Source organism: Escherichia whittamii (assembly GCF_014836715.1).
In the GTDB taxonomy this organism is placed as follows: Bacteria; Pseudomonadota; Gammaproteobacteria; order Enterobacterales; family Enterobacteriaceae; genus Escherichia; species Escherichia whittamii.
In genome coordinates this window covers 214,409-238,465 of the sequence record NZ_JACSQI010000001.1, presented here as the reverse complement: position 1 = coordinate 238,465, position 24,057 = coordinate 214,409, and the positions used below count along the sequence as shown (strand labels likewise).

Sequence of the window (24,057 nt, the reverse complement as noted above, 5' to 3'; positions counted from 1 at the left end):
AAAGGTAACGAGGTAACAACCATGCGAGTGTTGAAGTTCGGCGGTACATCAGTGGCAAATGCAGAACGTTTTCTGCGGGTTGCCGATATTCTGGAGAGCAATGCCAGGCAGGGGCAGGTGGCCACCGTCCTCTCTGCCCCCGCCAAAATTACCAACCATCTGGTCGCAATGATTGAAAAAACCATTAGCGGTCAGGATGCTTTACCCAATATCAACGATGCCGAACGTATTTTTGCCGAACTTCTGACGGGACTCGCCGCCGCTCAACCGGGATTTCCACTGGCGCAATTGAAAGCGTTCGTCGATCAAGAATTTGCCCAAATAAAACATGTCCTGCATGGCATTAGCCTGTTGGGGCAATGCCCGGACAGCATCAACGCCGCGCTGATTTGCCGTGGTGAAAAAATGTCGATCGCCATTATGGCCGGTGTACTGGAAGCGCGTGGTCACAACGTTACCGTTATCGATCCGGTCGAAAAACTGCTGGCAATCGGTCATTACCTTGAATCTACCGTCGATATTGCTGAGTCCACCCGCCGTATTGCGGCAAGCCGCATTCCAGCTGACCACATGGTGCTGATGGCCGGTTTCACTGCGGGTAACGAAAAAGGTGAGCTGGTGGTGCTGGGACGTAACGGTTCTGACTACTCCGCCGCGGTACTGGCCGCCTGTTTACGCGCTGATTGTTGCGAGATCTGGACGGACGTTGACGGTGTCTATACCTGCGACCCGCGTCAGGTGCCCGATGCGAGGCTGTTGAAGTCGATGTCGTACCAGGAAGCGATGGAGCTTTCCTACTTCGGCGCTAAAGTTCTTCACCCTCGCACCATTACCCCTATCGCTCAGTTCCAGATCCCTTGCCTGATTAAAAATACCGGAAATCCACAAGCGCCAGGTACGCTCATTGGTGCCAGCCGTGATGAGGACGAATTACCGGTCAAGGGCATTTCCAATCTGAATAACATGGCAATGTTCAGCGTTTCCGGTCCTGGGATGAAAGGAATGGTCGGCATGGCGGCGCGCGTGTTCGCCGCAATGTCACGTGCCAGAATTTCGGTGGTGCTGATTACGCAATCCTCTTCCGAATACAGTATCAGTTTCTGCGTACCACAAAGCGACTGTGCGCGTGCTGAACGCGCGATGCAGGAAGAGTTCTACCTGGAACTGAAAGAGGGTTTGCTGGAGCCGCTGGCGGTCACTGAACGGCTGGCCATTATCTCGGTGGTGGGCGATGGTATGCGCACCTTACGTGGGATCTCTGCGAAATTCTTTGCCGCGCTGGCCCGCGCCAATATCAACATTGTCGCCATTGCTCAAGGGTCTTCTGAACGTTCAATCTCCGTAGTAGTCAATAACGACGACGCGACTACTGGCGTACGCGTTACCCACCAGATGCTGTTTAATACCGATCAGGTAATCGAAGTGTTTGTGATTGGCGTCGGTGGAGTTGGCGGCGCGCTGCTGGAGCAACTGAAGCGGCAGCAAAGCTGGCTGAAGAACAAACATATCGATTTACGCGTTTGCGGGGTTGCTAACTCGAAGGCGCTGCTGACCAATGTGCATGGCCTTAACCTGGAAAACTGGCAGGAAGAACTGGCGCAAGCCAAAGAGCCGTTCAATCTCGGGCGCTTAATTCGCCTGGTGAAAGAATATCATTTGCTGAATCCGGTGATTGTTGACTGTACCTCCAGCCAGGCGGTGGCGGATCAATATGCCGACTTCCTGCGAGAAGGTTTCCATGTGGTGACCCCGAATAAAAAGGCCAACACCTCGTCGATGGATTACTACCATCAGCTGCGTTACGCGGCGGAAAAATCACGGCGTAAATTCCTCTATGATACCAACGTCGGTGCGGGATTACCGGTCATTGAGAACTTGCAAAACCTGCTCAACGCGGGTGATGAATTGATGAAATTCTCTGGCATTCTTTCTGGGTCGCTTTCTTTCATCTTCGGTAAGTTAGACGAAGGGATGAGCTTCTCTGAGGCCACCACGCTGGCAAGGGAAATGGGCTATACCGAACCGGACCCACGGGATGATCTTTCTGGTATGGATGTGGCGCGCAAGCTGTTGATTCTCGCGCGTGAAACCGGGCGTGCACTGGAACTGGCGGATATCGAAATCGAATCTGTGCTGCCCTCAGAGTTTAACGCGGAAGGTGATGTTGCAACTTTTATGGCGAACCTGTCACAACTCGACGATCTCTTTGCCGCACGCGTGGCGAAGGCCCGTGATGAAGGTAAAGTTTTGCGCTATGTTGGCAATATTGATGAAGATGGCGTCTGCCGCGTGAAGATTGCTGAAGTGGATGGCAATGATCCACTGTTCAAAGTAAAAAACGGCGAAAACGCCCTGGCCTTCTATAGCCACTATTATCAGCCGCTGCCGTTGGTTCTGCGCGGATACGGCGCGGGTAATGATGTAACAGCTGCCGGTGTCTTTGCCGATCTGCTGCGCACCCTCTCATGGAAGTTAGGAGTCTAAAATGGTTAAAGTTTATGCTCCGGCTTCCAGTGCCAATATGAGCGTCGGGTTTGATGTGCTCGGGGCGGCGGTGGCGCCTGTTGATGGTTCCTTGCTGGGAGATGTAGTGACTGTTGAGTCAGCAGAGCGCTTCAGTCTCAACAATCTTGGACGGTTTGCAGGTAAGCTACCGCCAGAACCGCAGGAAAATATCGTTTATCAGTGCTGGGAGCGTTTTTGCCAGGAAGTGGGTAAGCAAATTCCGGTGGCGATGACCCTGGAAAAGAATATGCCGATCGGTTCTGGCTTAGGTTCCAGCGCCTGTTCAGTGGTCGCGGCGCTGGTAGCGATGAATGAACACTGCGGTAAGCCGCTCAATGATACCCGCCTGCTGGCCTTGATGGGCGAGCTGGAAGGGCGTATCTCCGGCAGCATTCATTACGACAACGTGGCACCGTGTTTTCTTGGTGGTATGCAGTTGATGATTGAAGAAAACGGCATCATCAGCCAGCAGGTACCAGGATTTGATGAGTGGTTATGGGTGCTGGCATATCCGGGGATTAAAGTCTCGACGGCAGAAGCGCGGGCTATTTTACCGGCGCAGTATCGCCGCCAGGATTGCATTGCTCACGGGCGACATCTGGCGGGCTTCATTCATGCCTGCTATTCCCGCCAGCCAGAACTTGCCGCGAAGCTGATGAAAGATGTTATCGCTGAACCTTACCGTGAACGTTTACTGCCTGGCTTCCGGCAGGCGCGGCAAGCTGTTGCGGAAATCGGCGCGGTAGCGAGCGGTATCTCCGGCTCCGGGCCGACCGTGTTCGCTCTGTGTGACAAGCCGGATACCGCCCAGCGCGTTGCCGACTGGTTGGGTAAGAACTACCTGCAAAATCAGGAAGGTTTTGTTCATATTTGCCGGCTGGATACGGCGGGCGCACGAGTACTGGAAAACTAAATGAAACTCTACAATCTGAAAGATCACAACGAGCAGGTCAGTTTTGCGCAAGCCGTAACGCAGGGATTGGGCAAAAATCAGGGGTTGTTTTTCCCTCATGAACTACCGGAATTCAGCCTGAGCGAAATTGATGAGATGCTGAAACTGGATTTCGTCACTCGCAGCGCGAAGATCCTCTCTGCGTTTATTGGCGATGAGATCCCACAAGAAGTACTGGAAGAGCGCGTGCGTGCGGCATTTGCTTTCCCGGCTCCGGTTGCCAAAGTTGAAAATGATGTCGGTTGCCTGGAACTGTTCCACGGGCCAACGCTGGCATTTAAAGATTTCGGCGGTCGCTTTATGGCGCAAATGCTGACCCATATTGCGGGCGATAAGCCAGTGACTATTCTGACGGCGACTTCCGGTGATACCGGAGCGGCAGTGGCTCACGCTTTCTACGGTTTACCGAATGTTAAAGTGGTCATCCTTTACCCGCATGGCAAAATCAGCCCACTGCAAGAAAAACTGTTTTGTACGCTGGGGGGCAATATTGAAACCGTCGCTATCGACGGCGATTTTGATGCCTGCCAGGCTCTTGTTAAACAGGCATTCGATGATGAAGAACTGAAAGTGGCGCTGGGGCTGAACTCTGCTAACTCTATTAACATCAGTCGTTTGCTGGCGCAGATTTGCTATTACTTTGAAGCTGTGGCGCAGTTGCCGCAGGAAGCGCGTAATCAGCTGGTTGTCTCGGTGCCGAGCGGAAACTTCGGCGATTTGACGGCAGGATTGCTGGCGAAATCACTCGGTCTGCCGGTGAAGCGTTTTATCGCGGCTACTAACGTTAACGATACGGTGCCGCGTTTCTTGCATGACGGACAGTGGGCGCCTAAAGCTACCCAGGCGACATTATCCAATGCGATGGATGTCAGCCAGCCAAACAACTGGCCGCGAGTGGAGGAATTGTTCCGCCGTAAAATCTGGCAACTGAAGGAGTTGGGTTATGCGGCGGTGGATGATGCAACCACCCAGCAGACAATGCGTGAGTTAAAAGCACTGGGCTATACCTCGGAACCGCATGCTGCCGTGGCTTACCGTGCGCTGCGTGACCAGCTACATCCGGGAGAATATGGCCTGTTCCTCGGCACTGCGCACCCGGCGAAGTTTAAAGAGAGCGTGGAAGTGATTCTTGGTGAAACGTTGGAACTGCCAAAAGAGCTGGCAGAACGAGCCGAATTACCGCTGCTTTCTCATAACCTGCCCGCCGATTTTGCCGCGTTGCGCAAACTCATGATGAATCATAAGTAGAATCCATTAATTTCCTGAAAATGGCCGGGCTTGCGTTTATGCAGTTCGGCTTTTTTATGGAGAAAACATGAGAAAAATCGACAGAAAAAAAGGAGAAATTTTCAATAAATGCGGTAACTTAGCTCTTTGAATTGTAGAGAATGACAACGGGGATTCTTTTACCGTAAGCTCCTGATATCGACCCATAACTGGCAATGATAAAAGGAGTCACCTGTGAAAAAGATGCAATCTATCCTACTCGCACTTTCCCTGATTCTGGTCGCTCCTATGGCAGCGCAGGCAGAGGAAATAATGCTGGTGCCATCAGTAAAGTTACAGATTGGCGATCGTGATTATCGCGGTTTCTACTGGGATGGCGGTTACTGGCGTGACCATAACTGGTGGTATAGAAATTATGAATGGCGAGGCAATCGCTGGCACCCACACGGATCGCAGCCGCACCATAATTGGTATAATGATCATCGAAATGATCACCGTGGAGATCATCGAAACGATCACGGCGGCGAGCATCGTCCTGGTCCGGACAGACATCACCGCTAAATATAAATGCCGGATGACCTCCGGCATTTACCGCAAACTTAACGTAGTTCGTAGCGTTTAAACACCAGTTCGCCATTGCTGGAGCTGGCTTCATCAAAGAAGTAACCTTCGCTGTTAAAACCTGTCAGTTGCTCTGGTTTGGTCAGGCGATTTTTAATGATAAACCGACTCATCAGGCCGCGCGCTTTCTTAGCGTAGAAGCTAATAACCTTAAACTTGCCGTTCTTCTCATCGAGGAACACCGGCTTGATAATCTCAGCATTCAGTTTCTTCGGTTTCACTGATTTAAAATACTCATCTGACGCCAGGTTAATCACTACCTGATCGCCTTGTGCTTCGAGCGCCTCGTTCAGTTTGTTGGTGATCACATCACCCCAGAATTGGTACAGATCTTTGCCCCGGGCGTTCTCAAGACGGATACCCATCTCCAGACGATATGGCTGCATTAAATCGAGCGGGCGCAGTACGCCATACAAACCGGAAAGCATACGCAAATGCTGCTGGGCAAAAGCGAAATCTTCTTCGCTGAAGGTTTCGGCCTGCAAACCGGTGTAGACATCGCCTTTGAACGCCAGAATCGCCTGCCGGGCATTCTCCGGCGTGAAGTCTGGCTGCCAGTCATGAAAGCGAGCGGCGTTGATACCCGCCAGTTTGTCGCTGATGCGCATCAGCGTGCTAATCTGCGGGGGCGTTAGCTTCCGCGCTTCGTGAATAAGCTGTTGGGAGTTGTCTAACAGCTCCGGCAACGTGTAGCGCGTGGTGGCCAAAGGGCTTTGATAATCAAGCGTTTTAGCAGGTGAAATCAGAATCAACATATCCAGTCCTTGCAGGAAATTTACTGCGACTGTAGCAAAAAAAGTGGATGAGTTGATCGATAGTTGTGATTACTCCTGCGACAAATCATCCCACGCGTCAGGGGACAGTTGCTGACTGATATCCGGGTAGCGCAGCGGATCAAACACCGGACGCACGCCAAGTTTACGTTGGCGCAGATAATCGCTGGCAATGATATGCACTACAGGGGAAAGCAGCAAAATCGCGGTCAAATTGGTGATTGCCATGCAGGCCATAATAACATCGGCCAGTTGCCACATCAGAGGAAGGCTCAGGAGGGTGCCGCCAATGACGGTAACAAAGATACAGATACGCAGACTCCAGATAGCTTTCCGGTTGTTCAGCCGTAAAAAGAAGAGATTATTTTCGGCATAAATGTAGTTGGCGACGATCGAACTGAAGGCAAATAGAATCACCACTATCGTGACAAATTCTGCCCCCCATGACCCCATTAATACACGCATCGCTTTCTGAATGAGTTGGATACCTTCCTGTGGCATATAGGTGGTGCCGTTACCGGCCAGTAATATCAGCATGGCGCTTGCCGTACAGATGACTAGCGTGTCGATAAAGATGCCGATCATCTGGACAATACCTTGCGCTGCCGGATGCGGTGGCCATGATGCCGCCGCCGCTGCTGCGTTCGGTGTTGATCCCATCCCCGCTTCATTGGAAAACATACTGCGCTGAAAACCGTTAGTAATTGCCTGACTCAGGGTATAACCCGCTGCGCCGCCTGCCGCTTCCTGCCAGCCAAAGGCACTTTCAAAAATAGACCAGATAACGTGTGGAAGTTGCCCGATATTCATTGCGCAAATGACCAGGCTGGTGAGTACCCAGATTAACGCCATAATAGGGACAAACCATTGCATTAGCCGGGCGACGCCATAAATGCCGTGAGTTATCGCCAACAGAGTAAAAATGGCGAGAATGACACCCGTTACTAACGGGGGGAAATCGAATGCAAAACTCATCGCGTGAGCGACAGCATTTGCCTGAACTCCGCTGAAAATCAGTCCGTAGGCGATGAGCAAAAAGACGGCGAACAGAACGCCCATCCAGCGCATTCCCAATCCTCGCGCCATATACCATGCCGGTCCGCCGCGAAACTGCCCATTGACGTCACGTTCTTTATAAAGTTGTGCAAGGGAACATTCGGCAAAAGAGGTCGCCATGCCGATAAACCCGGCAACCCACATCCAGAAAACAGCACCCGGTCCACCGGCGGTGATGGCCAGCGCAACGCCTGCCAGGTTGCCGCTGCCGACGCGCGCGGCGAGACTGGTACACAATGATTGGAAAGAGGTTAAACCGCCTCGTTGCGGATGAATGCTATTTTTAAGACTTTTGCCAAACTGACGAATATAGCGAAATTGAACGAACCCAGAACGAAAAGTGAACCAACAGCCTGCGCCGAAGAGCAGGTAGATCATCACTGATCCCCATAGTACGTTGTTAATAAAAGAGAAAAAATCAGGCATTCGTATCCCTCTTGTCGCCGGCACGCGGTTACATTCCTGTGTAAACGTTACCAATTGATTAAGAATTATATACGATGTGCATTGGTAGATAACGCCTGTGTAGCATACTTGAGTTTTTGTTTAAAAATGGCGGGTGATATCAACGCCGTGTCAGAAATCCGAAACAGTCTTGCCTGGTGATAACCCTCTTGTCTGCGGTTGCGCTGTCGTTACGTCGTGATATCATCAGGGCAGACCGGTTACATCCCCCTAACAAGCTGTTTAAAGAGAAATACTATCATGACGGACAAATTGACCTCCCTTCGTCAGTACACCACTGTAGTGGCCGACACTGGGGACATTGCGGCAATGAAGCTGTATCAACCGCAGGATGCCACAACCAACCCTTCTCTCATTCTTAACGCAGCGCAAATTCCGGAATACCGTAAGTTGATTGATGATGCTGTCGCATGGGCGAAACAGCAGAGCAACGATCGCGCGCAGCAGGTAGTGGACGCGACCGACAAACTGGCAGTAAACATTGGCCTGGAAATTCTGAAACTGGTTCCGGGCCGTATCTCAACTGAAGTTGATGCGCGTCTTTCCTATGACACTGAAGCATCCATTGCGAAAGCAAAACGCCTGATCAAACTCTACAACGATGCTGGCATCAGCAACGATCGTATTCTGATCAAACTGGCGTCTACCTGGCAGGGTATCCGTGCTGCAGAACAGTTGGAAAAAGAAGGCATTAACTGTAACCTGACTCTGCTGTTCTCCTTCGCTCAGGCGCGTGCTTGTGCGGAAGCGGGTGTGTTCCTGATCTCTCCGTTTGTTGGCCGTATTCTTGACTGGTACAAAGCCAATACCGATAAGAAAGAGTACGCTCCAGCAGAAGATCCGGGTGTGGTTTCTGTATCTGAAATCTACCAGTACTACAAAGAGCACGGTTATGAAACCGTGGTTATGGGCGCAAGCTTCCGTAACATCGGCGAAATTCTGGAACTGGCAGGCTGCGACCGTCTGACCATCGCTCCGGCACTGCTGAAAGAGCTGGCTGAGAGCGAAGGGGCTATCGAACGTAAACTGTCTTACACTGGTGAAGTGAAAGCGCGTCCGGCGCGTATCACCGAGTCCGAGTTCCTGTGGCAGCACAACCAGGACCCAATGGCAGTAGATAAACTGGCGGAAGGTATCCGTAAGTTTGCTGTTGACCAGGAAAAACTGGAAAAAATGATCGGCGATCTGCTGTAATCATTCTTAGCGTGACCGGGAAGTCGGTCACGCTACCTCTTCTGAAGCCTGTCTGTCACTCCCTTCGCAGTGTATCATTCTGTTTAACGAGACTGTTTAAACGGAAAAATCTTGATGAATACTTTACGTATCGGCTTAGTTTCCATCTCTGATCGCGCGTCCAGCGGCGTTTATCAGGATAAAGGCATCCCCGCGCTGGAAGAATGGCTGATATCGGCGCTGACAACGCCGTTTGAACTGGAAACCCGCTTAATCCCCGATGAGCAGGCGATCATTGAGCAAACGTTGTGTGAGCTGGTGGATGAAATGAGTTGCCATCTGGTGCTGACAACCGGCGGTACTGGCCCGGCGCGCCGTGACGTAACGCCCGACGCAACGCTGGCAGTAGCTGACCGCGAGATGCCGGGCTTTGGTGAACAGATGCGCCAGATTAGCCTGCATTTTGTGCCAACTGCGATCCTTTCGCGCCAGGTAGGGGTGATTCGTAAGCAGGCACTGATTCTTAATTTACCCGGTCAGCCGAAGTCCATCAAAGAGACACTGGAAGGGGTGAAGGACGCTGAGGGTAAGGTCGTAGTACATGGCATTTTCGCCAGCGTGCCGTACTGCATTCAGTTGCTGGAAGGACCATACGTTGAAACGGCACCGGAAGTCGTTGCAGCATTCAGACCGAAGAGCGCAAGACGCGAAGTTAGCGAATAAAAAAATCCCCCCAGGCGGGGGGATCAGACTGATGACAAACGCAAAACTGCCTGATGCGCTACGCTTATCAGGCCTACGATCTTCCTGCAATATATTGAATTTGCATCATTATGTAGGCCGGATCAGGCGTTCATGCCGCATCCGGCATGAATAAAGCGCACGCTGATATCCCCCTGTCCGGGGGAGCTCAAACAATTAGTGGGATTCACCAATCGGCAGAACGGTACGGCCAAACTGTTCGTTCAGCACTTCACCCATTGCCAGATAAATTGCGCTGGCACCGCAGATCAGGCCAATCCAGCCTGCGAAGTGGATGATTGCTTCGTTACCGGCAATGTTACCGATAGCCAGCAGCGCAAACAGCACGGTCAGGCTGAAGAATACGAATTGCAGAACACGTGCGCCTTTCAGCGTGCCGAAGAACATAAACAGCGTAAACACGCCCCACAGACCCAGGTAGACACCGAGGAACTGCGCGTTGGGTGCATCGGTCAGGCCCAGTTTCGGCATCAGCAGAATCGCAACCAGCGTCAGCCAGAAAGAACCATAAGAGGTGAAGGCGGTTAACCCGAAAGTGTTTCCTTTTTTATACTCCAGCAGACCAGCAAAAATTTGCGCGATGCCGCCGTAGAAGATGCCCATGGCAAGAATAATACCGTCCAGAGCGAAATAACCCACGTTGTGCAGGTTAAGCAGAATGGTGGTCATGCCGAAGCCCATCAGGCCCAGCGGTGCCGGATTAGCCAACTTAGTGTTGCCCATAATTCCTCAAAAATCATCATTGAATGAATGGTGAAATAATTTCCCTGAATAACTGTAGTGATTTCAGGGCGCGGCATAATAATCAGCCAGTGGGGCAGTGTCTATGATCTTTTGAGGGGAAAATGAAAATTTTCCCCGGTATCCGGTATCAGACCTGAGTGGCGCTAACCATCCGGCGCAGGCAGGCAATTTGCAGTACCGCCGGAATGGTGACGCGATAGGCGCTACCGCTGACGGCTTTAACTCCGTTTAATGCCGCGCCCACAGGGCCACCTAGCCCCGCGCCGCGCAGCAAACCATGCCCAAGCACGCTCATTGCTGCGTGGGTGCGTAAAATGCGGGTCAATTGGCTGGAAAGCAGATGCGACACACCTTTTGCCAACAATTTGTCTTTCATCAGCAGCGGTAATAGCTCTTCCAGCTCGTTGACTCTGGCATCGACCGCCTGGAGAAATTCCTGCTTATGTTCCTCGTCCATTTTCTTCCAGGTATTACGCAGAAATTGTTCCAGTAACTGTTGCTCAATTTCAAAGGTAGACATCTCTTTATCGGCTTTCAGCTTCAGCCGTTTTGAGACGTCGAGCAAAATAGCCCGATACAGCTTGCCGTGTCCGCGAAGTTTGTTAGCGATACTATCGCCGCCAAAATGTTGTAATTCTCCGGCAATCAGCTGCCAGTTGCGGCGATGCTGCTCGGGATGCCCTTCCATCGATTTGAACAGTTCATTACGCATCAGAACGCTGGAGAGTCGCGTTTTGCCTTTTTCGTTATGGGTGAGCAAACGGGCGAAATTGGTCAGCTGCTCCTCACTACAATGCTGGAGAAAATCCAGATCTGAATCACTCAGGTAATTAACATTCATTTATTGGGGATTCTCTGTTCAAGCGTTAGTCGTCGCCGATAATTTTCAGCGTGGCCATATCGGACGAGTTCACTGTATGACCGGAAAAGGTGATTTTTGACACGCAGCGTTTGTTGTCGTTATCGCTGTTAATGTTGATCCAGCTGGTGGTTTGCCCTTCTTTAATTTCTGCGGGAACATGCAGACTTTGGCTGGCGCTACGGGCGGCTTTGAAATAAACCGACGCGCCGCTCAACTGTAAATCGCCATGATCGGCGGTGAGTTGGATACGTTTTACGATGCGGCAAACGGGGAGTTTCAGCGCCAGATCGTTGGTTTCGTTACGCGGCATCGCAATGACGCCGAGGATTTTATGGTCGTTAGCTTGCGCCGTGCAGCACAGCATAAGGCCAAGTACCAGGCTGGCGGAAATCGTAAAAACGGATTTCATAAAGATTCTCTTAGCGGGGAGCAGTAGGGGATGAATAGCTACTAGTTTACTGCTGACGAAAAGAAGATTCAGGTATGTAATCTTTTCTTTTTATTACAATTTTTTGGTGAATGCCTTGTGTTGAATTCATTCTTTATATGAATAAAACGGCTGTCTGTTTCATGTCTTCTTCCGGCATATCACGAAATTTCTGCGCAAAAGCACAAAAAATTTTTGCATCTCCCCCTTGATGACGTGGGTTACGACCCCATTTAGTAGTCAACCGCAGTGAGTGAGTCTGCAAAAAAATGAAATTGGGCAGTTGAAACCAGACGTTTCGCCCCTATTACAGACTCATACCACATGATGACCGAATATATAGTGGAGACGTTTAGATGGGTAAAATTATTGGTATCGACCTGGGTACTACCAACTCTTGTGTAGCGATTATGGATGGCACCACTCCTCGTGTGCTGGAGAACGCCGAAGGCGATCGCACCACGCCTTCTATCATTGCCTATACCCAGGATGGTGAAACTCTGGTTGGTCAGCCGGCTAAACGTCAGGCAGTGACGAACCCGCAAAACACCCTGTTTGCGATTAAACGCCTGATTGGCCGCCGCTTCCAGGACGAAGAAGTACAGCGTGATGTTTCCATCATGCCGTTCAAAATTATTGCTGCTGATAACGGCGACGCATGGGTCGAAGTTAAAGGCCAGAAAATGGCACCGCCGCAGATCTCTGCTGAAGTGCTGAAAAAAATGAAGAAAACCGCGGAAGATTACCTGGGCGAACCGGTAACTGAAGCTGTTATCACTGTACCGGCATACTTTAACGATGCACAGCGTCAGGCAACTAAAGACGCAGGCCGTATCGCTGGTCTGGAAGTAAAACGTATCATCAACGAACCGACCGCAGCTGCGCTGGCTTACGGTCTGGACAAAGGTACTGGTAACCGTACTATCGCGGTTTATGACCTTGGTGGTGGTACTTTCGATATCTCCATTATCGAAATCGACGAAGTTGACGGCGAAAAAACCTTCGAAGTTCTGGCAACCAACGGTGATACCCACTTAGGTGGTGAAGACTTCGACAGCCGTCTGATCAACTATCTGGTTGAAGAATTCAAGAAAGATCAGGGTATTGACCTGCGTAACGACCCGCTGGCAATGCAGCGCCTGAAAGAAGCGGCAGAAAAAGCGAAAATCGAGCTGTCTTCCGCTCAACAGACCGACGTTAACCTGCCGTACATCACTGCAGATGCGACCGGTCCGAAACACATGAACATCAAAGTGACTCGTGCGAAACTGGAAAGCCTGGTGGAAGACCTGGTGAACCGTTCCATCGAGCCGCTGAAAGTTGCTCTGCAGGACGCTGGCCTGTCCGTATCTGATATCGACGATGTTATCCTCGTTGGTGGTCAGACTCGTATGCCAATGGTTCAGAAGAAAGTTGCTGAGTTCTTTGGTAAAGAGCCGCGTAAAGACGTTAACCCGGACGAAGCTGTGGCAATCGGTGCTGCCGTTCAGGGTGGTGTACTGACTGGCGACGTGAAAGACGTACTGCTGCTGGACGTTACCCCGCTGTCTCTGGGTATCGAAACCATGGGCGGTGTAATGACTACGCTTATCGCGAAAAACACGACTATCCCGACCAAGCACAGCCAGGTGTTCTCTACCGCTGAAGACAACCAGTCTGCGGTAACCATCCACGTGCTGCAGGGTGAACGTAAACGTGCGGCTGATAACAAATCTCTGGGTCAGTTCAACCTGGATGGCATCAACCCGGCACCGCGCGGCATGCCGCAGATCGAAGTTACCTTCGATATCGATGCTGACGGTATCCTGCACGTTTCCGCGAAAGACAAAAACAGCGGTAAAGAGCAGAAGATCACCATCAAGGCTTCTTCTGGTCTGAACGAAGATGAAATCCAGAAAATGGTACGCGACGCTGAAGCTAACGCCGAAGCAGACCGTAAGTTTGAAGAGCTGGTACAGACCCGCAACCAGGGCGACCATCTGCTGCACAGTACCCGTAAGCAGGTTGAAGAAGCAGGCGACAAACTGCCGGCTGACGACAAAACTGCTATCGAGTCTGCGCTGACTGCACTGGAAACTGCTCTGAAAGGTGAAGACAAAGCCGCTATCGAAGCGAAAATGCAGGAGCTGGCACAGGTTTCCCAGAAACTGATGGAAATCGCCCAGCAGCAACATGCCCAGCAGCAGACTGCCGGTGCTGATGCTTCTGCAAACAACGCAAAAGATGACGATGTTGTCGACGCCGAGTTTGAAGAAGTCAAAGACAAAAAATAATCGCCCTATAAACGGGTAATTATACTGACACGGGCGAAGGGGATTTTCCTCTCCGCCCGTGCATTCATCTAGGGGCAATTAAAAAAAGATGGCGAAGCTTGATTATTACGAGATTTTAGGCGTTTCCAGAACAGCGGAAGAGCGTGAAATCAAAAAGGCCTACAAACGCCTGGCCATGAAATATCACCCGGACCGTAACCAGGGTGACAAAGAGGCCGAGGCGAAATTTAAAGAGATCAAGGAAGCTTATGAAGTTCTGACCGACTCGCAAAAACGCGCGGCATATGATCAGTATGGTCATGCGGCGTTTGAGCAAGGCGGCATGGGCGGCGGCGGTTTTGGCGGCGGCGCAGACTTCAGCGATATTTTTGGTGACGTTTTCGGCGATATTTTTGGCGGCGGACGTGGTCGTCAACGTGCGGCGCGTGGTGCTGATTTACGCTATAACATGGAGCTCACCCTCGAAGAAGCTGTACGTGGCGTGACCAAAGAGATCCGCATTCCGACTCTGGAAGAGTGTGACGTTTGCCACGGTAGCGGTGCAAAACCAGGCACGCAGCCGCAGACCTGTCCGACCTGTCATGGTTCTGGTCAGGTGCAGATGCGCCAGGGCTTCTTCGCTGTACAGCAGACCTGTCCGCACTGTCAGGGGCGCGGTACGCTTATCAAAGATCCATGCAACAAGTGTCATGGTCATGGTCGCGTTGAGCGCAGCAAAACGCTGTCCGTTAAAATCCCGGCAGGGGTGGACACTGGAGATCGCATCCGTCTTGCGGGCGAAGGTGAAGCGGGCGAACACGGCGCACCGGCAGGCGATCTGTACGTTCAGGTACAGGTTAAACAGCACCCGATTTTCGAGCGTGAAGGCAACAACCTGTATTGCGAAGTGCCGATCAACTTCGCTATGGCAGCTCTGGGTGGCGAAATCGAAGTGCCGACCCTTGATGGGCGCGTTAAACTGAAAGTGCCTGGCGAAACCCAGACCGGTAAGCTGTTCCGTATGCGCGGTAAAGGCGTCAAGTCTGTTCGCGGCGGTGCGCAAGGTGACTTGCTGTGCCGCGTTGTTGTCGAAACACCGGTAGGTCTGAACGAGAAGCAGAAACAGCTGCTGCAAGAGCTGCAAGAAAGCTTCGGTGGCCCAACCGGCGAGCACAACAGCCCGCGCTCGAAGAGCTTCTTCGATGGCGTGAAGAAGTTTTTTGACGACCTGACTCGCTAACGCCCTGAAAAGCCTGCCCGTGGGCAGGCCAGGGTAAAAATAGGGTGCGTTGAAGATATGCAAGCACCTGTAAAGTGGCGGGGATCACTCCCCGCCGTTGCTCTTACTCGGATTCGTAAGCCGTGAAAACAGCAACCTCCGTCTGGCCAGTTCGGATGTGAACCTCACAGAGGTCTTTTCTCGTTACCAGTGCCGCCACTACGGCGGTGATACAGATGACGATCAGGGCGACAATCATCGCCTTATGCTGCTTCATTGCTCTCTTCTCCTTGACCTTACGGTCAGTAAGAGGCACTCTACATGAGTCTGCATATAGGGGGGCCTCGGGTTGATGGTAAAATATCACTCGGGGCTTTTCTCTATCTGCCATCTAGCTAATGCCTGAGACAGATAGCCTCAAGCACCCGCCGTTATTATACTGCGCTTTTAATTCACTTCTGTTTTATCAATTCTTTTTCTGAAGACGTCTCGCATTTTTGCGGAATAATATTTCAATACATCAATTTATTTAACTTAAATACATCCAAAGATTCACAAAAAAAGGTGTTTTCCTCTATCAAAAGTGAATAGCTAAAGGAAATTAATTATTAAAGGTTAGTGTAATACTATAGAGAGACAAAGAAATACGTTCAGCAGCCAATGCTAAGTTCATCATGAAAAATGCCTATAAATCAAAGGGTGATATTTAAAACAGACACATTTTCTGAAACACGATATCCCTCCGGCTGTTTGCAAAAGTAATCTGCGATCTTCATCACGCTTCGATAGTCATCTTTAAATATACTGGCCTGGTCATTCTTAATAAAAATGAATTGTCTGGTGTATTAATTCCGATGGAATCATAAAAACAATGAATGGAGAACATATTATATGTCTGCCAAAAGACGACTTCTTATTGCGTGTACCCTGATAACAGCTATCTATCATTTCCCTGCATATTCTTCATTAGAATATAAAGGATCCTTTGGTTCAATAAATGCGGGTTATGCTGACTGGAATAGCGGATTTGTAAACACTCACCGTGGTGAAGTATGGAAAGTGACTGCGGACTTTGGAGTAAATTTTAAAGAAGCAGAGTTTTACTCATTTTATGAAAGTAATGTACTCAATCATGCTGTAGCAGGGCGAAATCATACGGTTTCAGCAATGACGCATGTCAGACTCTTTGACTCTGATATGACATTCTTTGGCAAAATTTATGGCCAATGGGATAACTCATGGGGTGACGATCTGGACATGTTTTATGGATTCGGTTACCTCGGCTGGAATGGTGAGTGGGGCTTTTTTAAACCGTATATTGGATTGCATAATCAATCTGGCGACTACGTATCAGCTAAATATGGTCAAACGAATGGCTGGAACGGTTATGTTGTTGGCTGGACTGCAGTATTGCCATTTACCTTATTTGACGAAAAATTTGTTTTATCTAACTGGAATGAAATAGAACTGGACAGGAACGATGCTTACGCGGAGCAGCAATTTGGCCGGAACGGGTTAAATGGCGGTTTAACTATTGCCTGGAAGTTCTATCCTCGCTGGAAAGCCAGTGTGACGTGGCGTTATTTCGATAATAAGTTGGGCTACGATGGTTTTGGCGATCAAATGATTTATATGCTTGGTTATGATTTCTAATTTTTTATCAGGAAATAATTATGCAGAAAACATTAATGGCCAGTTTGATCGGCCTTGCAGTTTGCACAGGGAATGCTTTTATTCCTGCCTTAGCCGCAGAGACTAAACAACCTAATTTAGTCATTATTATGGCTGATGATTTAGGCTATGGTGATTTGGCAACATATGGTCATCAGATCGTTAAAACACCTAATATCGACAGGCTTGCCCAGGAAGGTGTCAAATTTACTGACTACTATGCTCCCGCCCCCTTAAGTTCACCTTCACGCGCTGGGCTATTAACAGGCCGGATGCCATTTCGTACTGGAATTCGCTCATGGATCCCCTCGGGCAAAGATGTTGCCTTAGGGCGTAACGAACTCACGATTGCTAATCTACTCAAAGCGCAAGGGTACGACACGGCAATGATGGGTAAGCTGCATCTGAATGCAGGCGGCGATCGCACCGATCAGCCACAGGCACAAGATATGGGCTTTGATTATTCACTGGTTAATACGGCGGGCTTTGTTACCGACGCCACGCTGGATAACGCTAAAGAACGCCCGCGTTATGGCATGGTTTACCCAACAGGCTGGCTACGTAACGGGCAACCCACTCCGCGAGCCGATAAAATGAGCGGTGAGTATGTCAGTTCGGAAGTCGTCAACTGGCTGGATCACAAAAAGGACAGCAAGCCTTTCTTCCTTTATGTCGCTTTTACCGAAGTGCATAGCCCCCTGGCTTCGCCCAAAAAATATCTCGACATGTACTCACAATATATGAGCGCGTATCAGAAGCAGCATCCTGATTTATTTTATGGCGACTGGGCGGACAAACCCTGGCGTGGTGTAGGGGAATATTATGCCAATATCAGCTATCTGGATGCACAGGTTGGAAAAGTGCTGGATAAAATCAAAATGATGGGTGAAGAAGATAACACCATCGTTATTTTTACCAGTGATAACGGTCCGGTAACGCGTGAAGCGCGCAAAGTGTATGAGCTGAATCTGGCAGGGGAAACGGACGGATTACGCGGTCGCAAGGATAATCTTTGGGAAGGCGGAATTCGTGTTCCAGCCATTATTAAATATGGTAAACATCTACCACAGGGAATGGTTTCAGATACACCCGTTTATGGTCTGGACTGGATGCCTACTTTGGCGAAAATGATGAATTTCAAATTACCTACAGATCGTACTTTCGATGGTGAATCGCTGGTTCCTGTTCTTGAGCAAAAAGCATTGAAGCGTGAAAAACCATTAATTTTCGGGATTGATATGCCATTCCAGGATGATCCAACCGACGAATGGGCGATACGTGATGGTGACTGGAAGATGATTATCGATCGCAATAATAAACCGAAATATCTCTACAATCTTAAATCTGATCGTTTTGAAACATTTAATCTGATCGGTAAAAAACCAGATATTGAAAAACAGATGTATGGTAAGTTTTTAAAATATAAAACTGATATTGATAATGATTCTCTAATGAAAGCCAGAGGCGATAAACCAGAAGCAGTGACCTGGGGCTAACCTGATAATCATAATAAATGTAATGTATGCCATTCAGGGCTATGCCCGCCTGATTCAGTGCTACGCATTGAATCAGGTTCTTTTTATGCTGAACAATATCAAGATACGGCTATTCGCAGGGAGTGGATATGTTTACCAACGTAAATGTTGATTGTTGCAAAACACCAGGATGTAAAAACCTGGGGTTGCTGAATAGCCAGGATTATGTTGCTCAGGGGAAAAATATTTTATGCCGTGAATGTGGTTACTTGTTTCCAGTGATCTCTGAACAGTCGCTCAATATTTATCGTAATATTGTTAATCACTCCTGGAGAGGTTTAATTTGCCAATGTTCAACTTGCGGAAGTACATCTCTCAAAAAATATGGATACTCAGCACAAGGCCAGAGAAGAATGTATTGCCATCATTGTGAGAAAACATTTATCACTCTGGAACATGTAAATACCACACCACGAGGAGCCCAGTTAGCATTGATGATTGAACAAGGGGAGGCACTTGCGGATATCAGAAAGTCGTTACTTCTTAACAGCACTGGACTTAGCCGTGAACTGTTAAAATTAGCGCGTGAAGCAAATTATAAAGAAAGCCGACAGCGTTTCTCTGCCACTGATATTACTCTGAGTACCCGTGCTTTTCGTGTCAAGTATAATGGTAGCAATAACTATCTTTATGCCCTTGTTACCGCAGAAGAACAAAGCGGTAGGGTGGTTGCCATCTCAACCAATTACTCCCCATCTGCCGTAGAGCAACATTATCAATACACATCAAGCTATGAAGAGCGTATGTCTCCAGGGACGCTGGCACATCATGTCCAGCGCAAAGAGTTACTCACTATGCGGCGGGATACCTTATTTGATATTGATTACGGCCCGGCAGTTTTACATCAAAACGATCCAGGAATGCTGGTGAAACCGGTTCTTCCGGCATATCGTCATTTTGAACTGGTCAGAATACTGACCGATGAGCATTCCATCAACGTTCAGCATTACCTTGATCACGAATGCTTTATATTGGGCGGCTGTCTGATGGCTAATTTGCAGCATATTCATCAAGGTCGGTGCCATATTTCCTTTGTCAAAGAGCGCGGTGTGGCACCAGGCAGGATTGATTTTCCACCGAGATTATTCCTTAGTGGTGGGGTACGAAACAATGTCTGGCGTGCATTTTCTAACCGCAATTATTCAATGGCTGTATGTAATCTCACTGGCAGTAAGAAAGTCCGCGAGATGCGGCATGCGACATTGAACAGTGCGACGCGTTTTATCCACTTTGTGGAGAACCATCCTTTCCTGGCATCATTGAACCGAATGTCTCCTGCGAATGTCGTCTCTGCATTAGATATCCTCAAACATTTGTGGAATAAAACACTAGAGCATGGAGCGATTTAATTATTACTTTTCCGAATAAATTCTTCATAAATCTTGACCTTAGACTATGATTAATAGGGCTTAAGGTCATCAGCCACCGCTTTCGGGCATCAAAAACTCATCTCTCGCTGATGGCGCAATTCTTTTAATAGATCGTAAAAAACGAACTATTCCTACACTATAATCTGATTTTAACGATGATTCGTGCGGGGTAAAATCGTAAAAACGATCTATTCACCTGAAGAGAAATAAAAAGTGAAACATCTGCATCGATTCTTTAGCAGTGATGCCTCGGGAGGCATTATTCTCATTATTGCCGCTGTATTAGCGATGATTATGGCCAACAGCGGTGCAACCAGTGGATGGTATCACGACTTTCTTGAGACACCGGTTCAGCTCCGGGTTGGGTCACTTGAGATCAACAAGAACATGCTGCTATGGATCAATGACGCTCTGATGGCGGTATTTTTCCTGTTGGTTGGTCTGGAAGTTAAACGCGAGCTGATGCAAGGTTCGCTGGCCAGTTTGCGCCAGGCGGCATTTCCTGTTATTGCCGCAATCGGTGGGATGATTGTTCCGGCATTGCTCTATCTGGCTTTTAACTATGCCGATCCTATCACTCGTGAAGGCTGGGCGATCCCGGCGGCAACTGATATTGCCTTTGCTCTGGGCGTGTTGGCCCTGTTAGGCAGTCGTGTGCCTTTGGCGCTGAAGATCTTTTTGATGGCTCTGGCTATTATTGATGACCTTGGAGCCATCATTATCATCGCCTTGTTCTACACTAACGACTTGTCGATGGCCTCTCTCGGCGTTGCGGCAGTAGCGATTGCCGTACTCGCGGTACTGAATATCTGTGGAGTTCGTCGCACGGGCGTTTATATTCTGGTTGGTGTGGTGCTGTGGACAGCGGTGTTGAAATCAGGTGTCCATGCAACGCTGGCTGGCGTCATTGTCGGCTTCTTTATTCCGTTAAAAGAGAAGCATGGGCGATCCCCGGCTAAACGTCTGGAGCATGTTTTGCATCCGTGGGTGGCATATCTGATTTTGCCGCTGTTTGCGTTTGCCAATGCGGGCGTATCTCTGCAAGGCGTGACGCTGGATGGCCTGACCTCCATTCTGCCATTAGGGATCATCGCTGGTTTGCTGATTGGCAAGCCACTGGGTATTAGTCTTTTCTGCTGGTTGGCGTTGCGTTTGAAACTGGCGCATTTGCCAGAGGGAACGACTTATCAGCAAATTATGGCGGTTGGTATTCTGTGCGGTATCGGTTTTACTATGTCTATCTTTATTGCCAGCCTGGCGTTTGGTAGCGTAGATCCAGAACTGATTAACTGGGCAAAATTAGGCATCCTTGTCGGTTCAATTTCTTCGGCGGTAATTGGATACAGCTGGTTACGCGTTCGTTTACGTCCAGTAGTTTGACAGGGCGGTTTACCGGGGAGCCATAAACGGCTCCCTTTTCATTGTTATCAGGGAGAGAAATGAGCATGTCTCATATCAATTACAACCACTTATACTACTTCTGGCATGTCTACAAAGAAGGTTCTGTGGTTGGCGCAGCGGAGGCGCTCTATTTAACACCACAAACGATTACCGGGCAGATCAGGGCTCTGGAAGAGCGTCTGCAAGGGAAATTATTTAAGCGTAAAGGACGTGGTCTGGAACCCAGTGAACTGGGTGAACTGGTCTATCGCTATGCCGATAAAATGTTCACTTTAAGTCAGGAAATGCTGGATATCGTGAACTATCGCAAAGAGTCCAATTTATTGTTTGATGTTGGCGTGGCTGATGCGCTTTCCAAACGTCTGGTCAGTAGCGTACTGAATGCCGCAGTGGTAGAAGGGGAGCCGATTCATCTACGTTGCTTTGAGTCTACTCACGAAATGCTCCTCGAGCAGCTAAGTCAGCATAAACTGGACATGATCATTTCCGATTGCCCGATAGATTCTACGCAGCAGGAAGGCCTGTTCTCCGTGAGGATTGGAGAATGCGGCGTGAGCTTCTGGTGCACGAATCCGCCGCCGGAAAAAACCTTCCCGGCTTGTCTGGAAGAACGGCGGCTACTGATTCCTGGGCGTCGCTCCATGTTAGGGCGCAAATTGCTTAACTGGTTTAATTCCCAGGGATTAAACGTCGAGATTCTTGGTGAGTTTGATGATGCCGCGTTGATGAAAGCTTTTGGCGCGATGCACAATGCTATTTTTGTCGCGCCGACGCTTTATGCATATGATTTTTATGCTGATAAAACTGTCGTGGAAATTGGCCGCGTTGAGAATGTGATGGAAGAGTATCATGCCATTTTTGCTGAACGCATGATTCAGCATCCGGCAGTACAGCGTATCTGTAATACGGATTATTCTGCGTTGTTTTCTCCCGCTTCACGATAGATATCAGAATCCACGCCCCGCTACATACGGGGCGTGCTAACGAACAAACGATGTCTTTTAAACGGGTAATAGCTGGCGATATTTCCCTTTCTCACGAACGAATACCGGTATCTGGTGCAGCGGCGTGCACTGATGAAGCGTTTGCCCACCCGCGTAGTGTTCATGGGTATAAAAATCGATCCACGTTTCTCCGGCTGGCAACCAGACATCACGTGAGCGAGCACCTTCGTGCATTACAGGAGCAATGAGAAGGTCCGGGCCAAAGCAGTACTGATCATAAATATTCCAGCTTTCTGCCTGGTCAGGAAATTCAAAGAACATCGTGCGCATTACCGGGCTGTTCTTCTCGTGCGTCTCAGCCATAATTTTACTGATATAAGGTTTCAGCTTCTCACGCAACTGCAGGCAGGCAGTGAGAATTTCACCGGTTTCTTCACCGTAGCTCCAGACTTCATTCGGCGCGCCGGTCGGACATTGTGCGATGCCATCACGATAGGTTTGTTCTGGCAAAACTTGCGGGTCGCGGTTGCCATGTAAACGCATTACTGGGCTGAATACCCCCCACTGGAACCAGCGAATAAGCAGTTCATGGAATTTTGGATCATGTATGTTGCCACCGTGGAAACCGCCAATATCCGTCGTCCACCACGGGATCCCGGCAATTCCCATGTTCAGCCCCGCAGCAAACTGATTGCGCAGAGATCGGAAGGAAGAGTGGATATCGCCTGACCACACCAGAGCACCATATTTCTGACTACCGGCCCAGGCGCAACGTAGCAGGTTGATCACCTGCTTCTCTCCGGCAGCCTGCATGCCATCGAAGAAAGTTTTGGCGTACATACGCGGATAGATATTACCGACTTCCAGCACCGGCCCTGCGTAGTAACGATAGTTGTCGTAATCGTAAACACCGAACTCCGGCTCGGCTTCATCCAGCCAGAACAGCTTCACGCCTTTATCGTAATAATTGCGTTTGGCTTTGTTCCAGACATATTCCCGTGCGCCAGGATGGGTCGCATCAAAGAATGTGGTGTTGCCAAGGAAATCCATATTGATCGGCAAACCACGCTCGGTATGGACCAGCCAGCCGTTTTCTTTCATCTCCCGATAACTCTCGGTACGGTTATCTACGGTAGGCCAGAATGAAACCATCAGTTCGATGCCCATTTCTTTTAATTCGGCGATCATCGCGTCGGGATCGGGCCAGTCACGCAGATCGAACATCCAGTCGCCCTGATTAGGCCAATGGAAGAAATCGATGACAATCACCGAGATCGGAAGATTGCGTTGCTTGTAGCCGCGTGCGACCTCTAACAATTCTTGTTGATTACGATAGCGAAGCTTGCATTGCCAGAACCCCATTGCGTAATCAGGCATCATCGGTGGCGTACCGGTGACTCGTGCATAGGCTTCACTGATTTCTGCCGGTGTATCGCCCGCGGTGATCCAGTAGTCCAGTTGTTCACTGACCTCTGCTACCCATTCCGTGCCGTTTTGCGCGAAGGTGACGCGGCCAATTGCTGGGTTATTCCACAGAAAACCATAACCCTGATTTGATAGCAGGAAGGGAACAGAAGCCTGCGAGTTACGTTGTGCCAGTTCCAGCATGCAACCTTTTAAATCCAGATTTGGTTGCTGATACTGACCCATGCCAAACAGTTTCTCGCCATCGTTGGCTTCAAATCGTGCCTTAATCGTAAATTTCCCGCCAGGAATAGGCTTGAATTCACGGGCCTGTAGATTAAGAGCGCTCACATATTGGCCGTGTGCTGACTCATCTTCACCAATTTCGCCACGTTGACGCCAGAACTCCTGTAGCAGGCATTTATCGTCATTACGCCAGAAAGAGAGCTGCCCCTGAAGATTTACGATGGCAGTGATTTTACCATTTCTCAGCGTTGCCTGTTTTTCATCCCAGGTGATATGAGCGACAGCATCGCCAGGCTCCTGAGTTAACGCCCAGTTTTCATTGCGCATTACCGGTAAATGGCGGCCGCTTCGCACGCGTAAACTGTTTTCTCCCCAGGCCTCAATCCAGAGATAACGATCGTCTTGTTGCCAGACCAGACGGTGGGGATCTTGCTTAATAAACGACATA

General features: G+C 49.5%; 20 protein-coding genes. 13 read left to right on the top strand and 7 right to left on the bottom strand.

Annotation, left to right across the window (positions count from 1 at the left end; all coding sequences use genetic code 11):
• The first annotated feature begins 21 nt into the window (after positions 1-21).
• From thrA to H9644_RS01055, 4 genes are all read left to right on the top strand, one after another.
• The gene (thrA, locus tag H9644_RS01070) at positions 22-2,484 is read left to right on the top strand and encodes a bifunctional aspartate kinase/homoserine dehydrogenase I (protein WP_064530375.1); all 2,463 of its coding nucleotides are present in this window, start codon (positions 22-24) and stop codon (positions 2,482-2,484) included.
• Between the two features lies 1 nt (position 2,485).
• Positions 2,486-3,418 carry a homoserine kinase gene (gene thrB, locus H9644_RS01065; protein WP_064530374.1) on the top strand — a complete coding sequence of 311 codons (933 nt, stop codon included), beginning with the start codon at positions 2,486-2,488 and terminating at the stop codon, positions 3,416-3,418.
• Positions 3,419-4,705, top strand: coding sequence for a threonine synthase (gene thrC, locus H9644_RS01060; protein ID WP_064530373.1), 1,287 nt, complete (start codon positions 3,419-3,421; stop codon positions 4,703-4,705).
• 213 nt (positions 4,706-4,918) lie between these two features.
• Positions 4,919-5,245 carry a DUF2502 domain-containing protein gene (locus H9644_RS01055; RefSeq protein WP_064530372.1) on the top strand — a complete coding sequence of 109 codons (327 nt, stop codon included), beginning with the start codon at positions 4,919-4,921 and terminating at the stop codon, positions 5,243-5,245.
• Positions 5,246-5,283: 38 nt separating this feature from the next.
• Here the strand turns inward: H9644_RS01055 and yaaA are convergent, their stop codons facing one another.
• Both yaaA and H9644_RS01045 read right to left on the bottom strand, forming a co-directional pair.
• Positions 5,284-6,060, bottom strand: a complete 777-nt coding sequence (gene yaaA, locus H9644_RS01050) for a peroxide stress protein YaaA (RefSeq protein WP_064530371.1) — start codon at positions 6,058-6,060, stop codon at positions 5,284-5,286.
• 69 nt (positions 6,061-6,129) lie between these two features.
• A complete protein-coding gene (locus H9644_RS01045; protein ID WP_064530370.1) occupies positions 6,130-7,560 on the bottom strand; it encodes an alanine/glycine:cation symporter family protein in 1,431 nt (476 codons plus the stop codon).
• A gap of 279 nt (positions 7,561-7,839) precedes the next feature.
• On the opposite strand from H9644_RS01045, the gene tal reads away from it, so the two are divergent.
• A complete protein-coding gene (gene tal / locus H9644_RS01040; protein ID WP_064530369.1) occupies positions 7,840-8,793 on the top strand; it encodes a transaldolase in 954 nt (317 codons plus the stop codon).
• 114 nt (positions 8,794-8,907) lie between these two features.
• A complete protein-coding gene (gene mog / locus H9644_RS01035; protein WP_064530368.1) occupies positions 8,908-9,495 on the top strand; it encodes a molybdopterin adenylyltransferase in 588 nt (195 codons plus the stop codon).
• A 195-nt stretch (positions 9,496-9,690) separates the two neighbouring features.
• Here mog and satP read toward each other — a convergent pair whose 3' ends face one another.
• The 3 genes from satP to H9644_RS01020 all read right to left on the bottom strand — a co-directional run bounded on the left by satP (position 9,691) and on the right by H9644_RS01020 (position 11,549).
• On the bottom strand, positions 9,691-10,257 hold the full coding sequence (satP, locus tag H9644_RS01030; protein ID WP_064530367.1) for an acetate uptake transporter: 567 nt from the start codon (positions 10,255-10,257) through the stop codon (positions 9,691-9,693).
• A gap of 148 nt (positions 10,258-10,405) precedes the next feature.
• On the bottom strand, positions 10,406-11,119 hold the full coding sequence (gene msyB, locus H9644_RS01025; RefSeq protein WP_064530366.1) for an acidic protein MsyB: 714 nt from the start codon (positions 11,117-11,119) through the stop codon (positions 10,406-10,408).
• Between the two features lie 25 nt (positions 11,120-11,144).
• Positions 11,145-11,549, bottom strand: coding sequence for a DUF2541 family protein (locus tag H9644_RS01020; protein WP_064530365.1), 405 nt, complete (start codon positions 11,547-11,549; stop codon positions 11,145-11,147).
• Between the two features lie 374 nt (positions 11,550-11,923).
• On the opposite strand from H9644_RS01020, the gene dnaK reads away from it, so the two are divergent.
• Together dnaK and dnaJ are read left to right on the top strand one after the other, a co-directional pair.
• Positions 11,924-13,840 carry a molecular chaperone DnaK gene (dnaK, locus tag H9644_RS01015; RefSeq protein ID WP_000516135.1) on the top strand — a complete coding sequence of 639 codons (1,917 nt, stop codon included), beginning with the start codon at positions 11,924-11,926 and terminating at the stop codon, positions 13,838-13,840.
• 88 nt (positions 13,841-13,928) lie between these two features.
• Positions 13,929-15,059, top strand: coding sequence for a molecular chaperone DnaJ (dnaJ, locus tag H9644_RS01010; RefSeq protein ID WP_064530363.1), 1,131 nt, complete (start codon positions 13,929-13,931; stop codon positions 15,057-15,059).
• 103 nt (positions 15,060-15,162) lie between these two features.
• Here the strand turns inward: dnaJ and mokC are convergent, their stop codons facing one another.
• Entirely contained in the window at positions 15,163-15,315 is a 153-nt protein-coding gene (gene mokC / locus H9644_RS01005) for a type I toxin-antitoxin system toxin MokC (protein ID WP_000809168.1), read from the bottom strand.
• 614 nt (positions 15,316-15,929) lie between these two features.
• On the opposite strand from mokC, the gene H9644_RS01000 reads away from it, so the two are divergent.
• The 5 genes from H9644_RS01000 to nhaR all read left to right on the top strand — a co-directional run bounded on the left by H9644_RS01000 (position 15,930) and on the right by nhaR (position 21,959).
• Positions 15,930-16,691, top strand: a complete 762-nt coding sequence (locus tag H9644_RS01000; protein WP_191772769.1) for an outer membrane protein OmpK — start codon at positions 15,930-15,932, stop codon at positions 16,689-16,691.
• A gap of 20 nt (positions 16,692-16,711) precedes the next feature.
• Positions 16,712-18,205: a sulfatase family protein gene (locus tag H9644_RS00995; RefSeq protein WP_064525398.1), complete on the top strand. Its 1,494-nt coding sequence runs from the start codon at positions 16,712-16,714 to the stop codon at positions 18,203-18,205.
• Positions 18,206-18,333: 128 nt separating this feature from the next.
• Positions 18,334-19,593 (top strand): IS1/IS1595 family N-terminal zinc-binding domain-containing protein, encoded by a 1,260-nt coding sequence (locus tag H9644_RS00990; protein ID WP_191772767.1) that lies wholly within the window; start codon positions 18,334-18,336, stop codon positions 19,591-19,593.
• Positions 19,594-19,827: 234 nt separating this feature from the next.
• On the top strand, positions 19,828-20,994 hold the full coding sequence (gene nhaA / locus H9644_RS00985; RefSeq protein ID WP_191772765.1) for a Na+/H+ antiporter NhaA: 1,167 nt from the start codon (positions 19,828-19,830) through the stop codon (positions 20,992-20,994).
• 65 nt (positions 20,995-21,059) lie between these two features.
• A complete protein-coding gene (gene nhaR, locus H9644_RS00980; protein WP_064525422.1) occupies positions 21,060-21,959 on the top strand; it encodes a transcriptional activator NhaR in 900 nt (299 codons plus the stop codon).
• Between the two features lie 57 nt (positions 21,960-22,016).
• Here the strand turns inward: nhaR and H9644_RS00975 are convergent, their stop codons facing one another.
• Complete coding sequence (locus tag H9644_RS00975; protein ID WP_191772763.1) at positions 22,017-24,056, bottom strand: glycoside hydrolase family 31 protein; 2,040 nt, start codon at positions 24,054-24,056, stop codon at positions 22,017-22,019.
• Position 24,057: the final 1 nt, after the last annotated feature.

Coding starts and splice junctions, on each gene's coding strand:
- thrA (WP_064530375.1), top strand. CDS start 22: ATGCGAGTGTTGAAGTTCGGCGGTACATCAGTGGCAAATGCAGAACGT.
- thrB (WP_064530374.1), top strand. CDS start 2,486: ATGGTTAAAGTTTATGCTCCGGCTTCCAGTGCCAATATGAGCGTCGGG.
- thrC (WP_064530373.1), top strand. CDS start 3,419: ATGAAACTCTACAATCTGAAAGATCACAACGAGCAGGTCAGTTTTGCG.
- yaaA (WP_064530371.1), bottom strand. CDS start 6,060: ATGTTGATTCTGATTTCACCTGCTAAAACGCTTGATTATCAAAGCCCT.
- H9644_RS01045 (WP_064530370.1), bottom strand. CDS start 7,560: ATGCCTGATTTTTTCTCTTTTATTAACAACGTACTATGGGGATCAGTG.
- tal (WP_064530369.1), top strand. CDS start 7,840: ATGACGGACAAATTGACCTCCCTTCGTCAGTACACCACTGTAGTGGCC.
- mog (WP_064530368.1), top strand. CDS start 8,908: ATGAATACTTTACGTATCGGCTTAGTTTCCATCTCTGATCGCGCGTCC.
- satP (WP_064530367.1), bottom strand. CDS start 10,257: ATGGGCAACACTAAGTTGGCTAATCCGGCACCGCTGGGCCTGATGGGC.
- msyB (WP_064530366.1), bottom strand. CDS start 11,119: ATGAATGTTAATTACCTGAGTGATTCAGATCTGGATTTTCTCCAGCAT.
- H9644_RS01020 (WP_064530365.1), bottom strand. CDS start 11,549: ATGAAATCCGTTTTTACGATTTCCGCCAGCCTGGTACTTGGCCTTATG.
- dnaK (WP_000516135.1), top strand. CDS start 11,924: ATGGGTAAAATTATTGGTATCGACCTGGGTACTACCAACTCTTGTGTA.
- dnaJ (WP_064530363.1), top strand. CDS start 13,929: ATGGCGAAGCTTGATTATTACGAGATTTTAGGCGTTTCCAGAACAGCG.
- mokC (WP_000809168.1), bottom strand. CDS start 15,315: ATGAAGCAGCATAAGGCGATGATTGTCGCCCTGATCGTCATCTGTATC.
- H9644_RS01000 (WP_191772769.1), top strand. CDS start 15,930: ATGTCTGCCAAAAGACGACTTCTTATTGCGTGTACCCTGATAACAGCT.
- H9644_RS00995 (WP_064525398.1), top strand. CDS start 16,712: ATGCAGAAAACATTAATGGCCAGTTTGATCGGCCTTGCAGTTTGCACA.
- H9644_RS00990 (WP_191772767.1), top strand. CDS start 18,334: ATGTTTACCAACGTAAATGTTGATTGTTGCAAAACACCAGGATGTAAA.
- nhaR (WP_064525422.1), top strand. CDS start 21,060: ATGTCTCATATCAATTACAACCACTTATACTACTTCTGGCATGTCTAC.
- H9644_RS00975 (WP_191772763.1), bottom strand. CDS start 24,056: ATGTCGTTTATTAAGCAAGATCCCCACCGTCTGGTCTGGCAACAAGAC.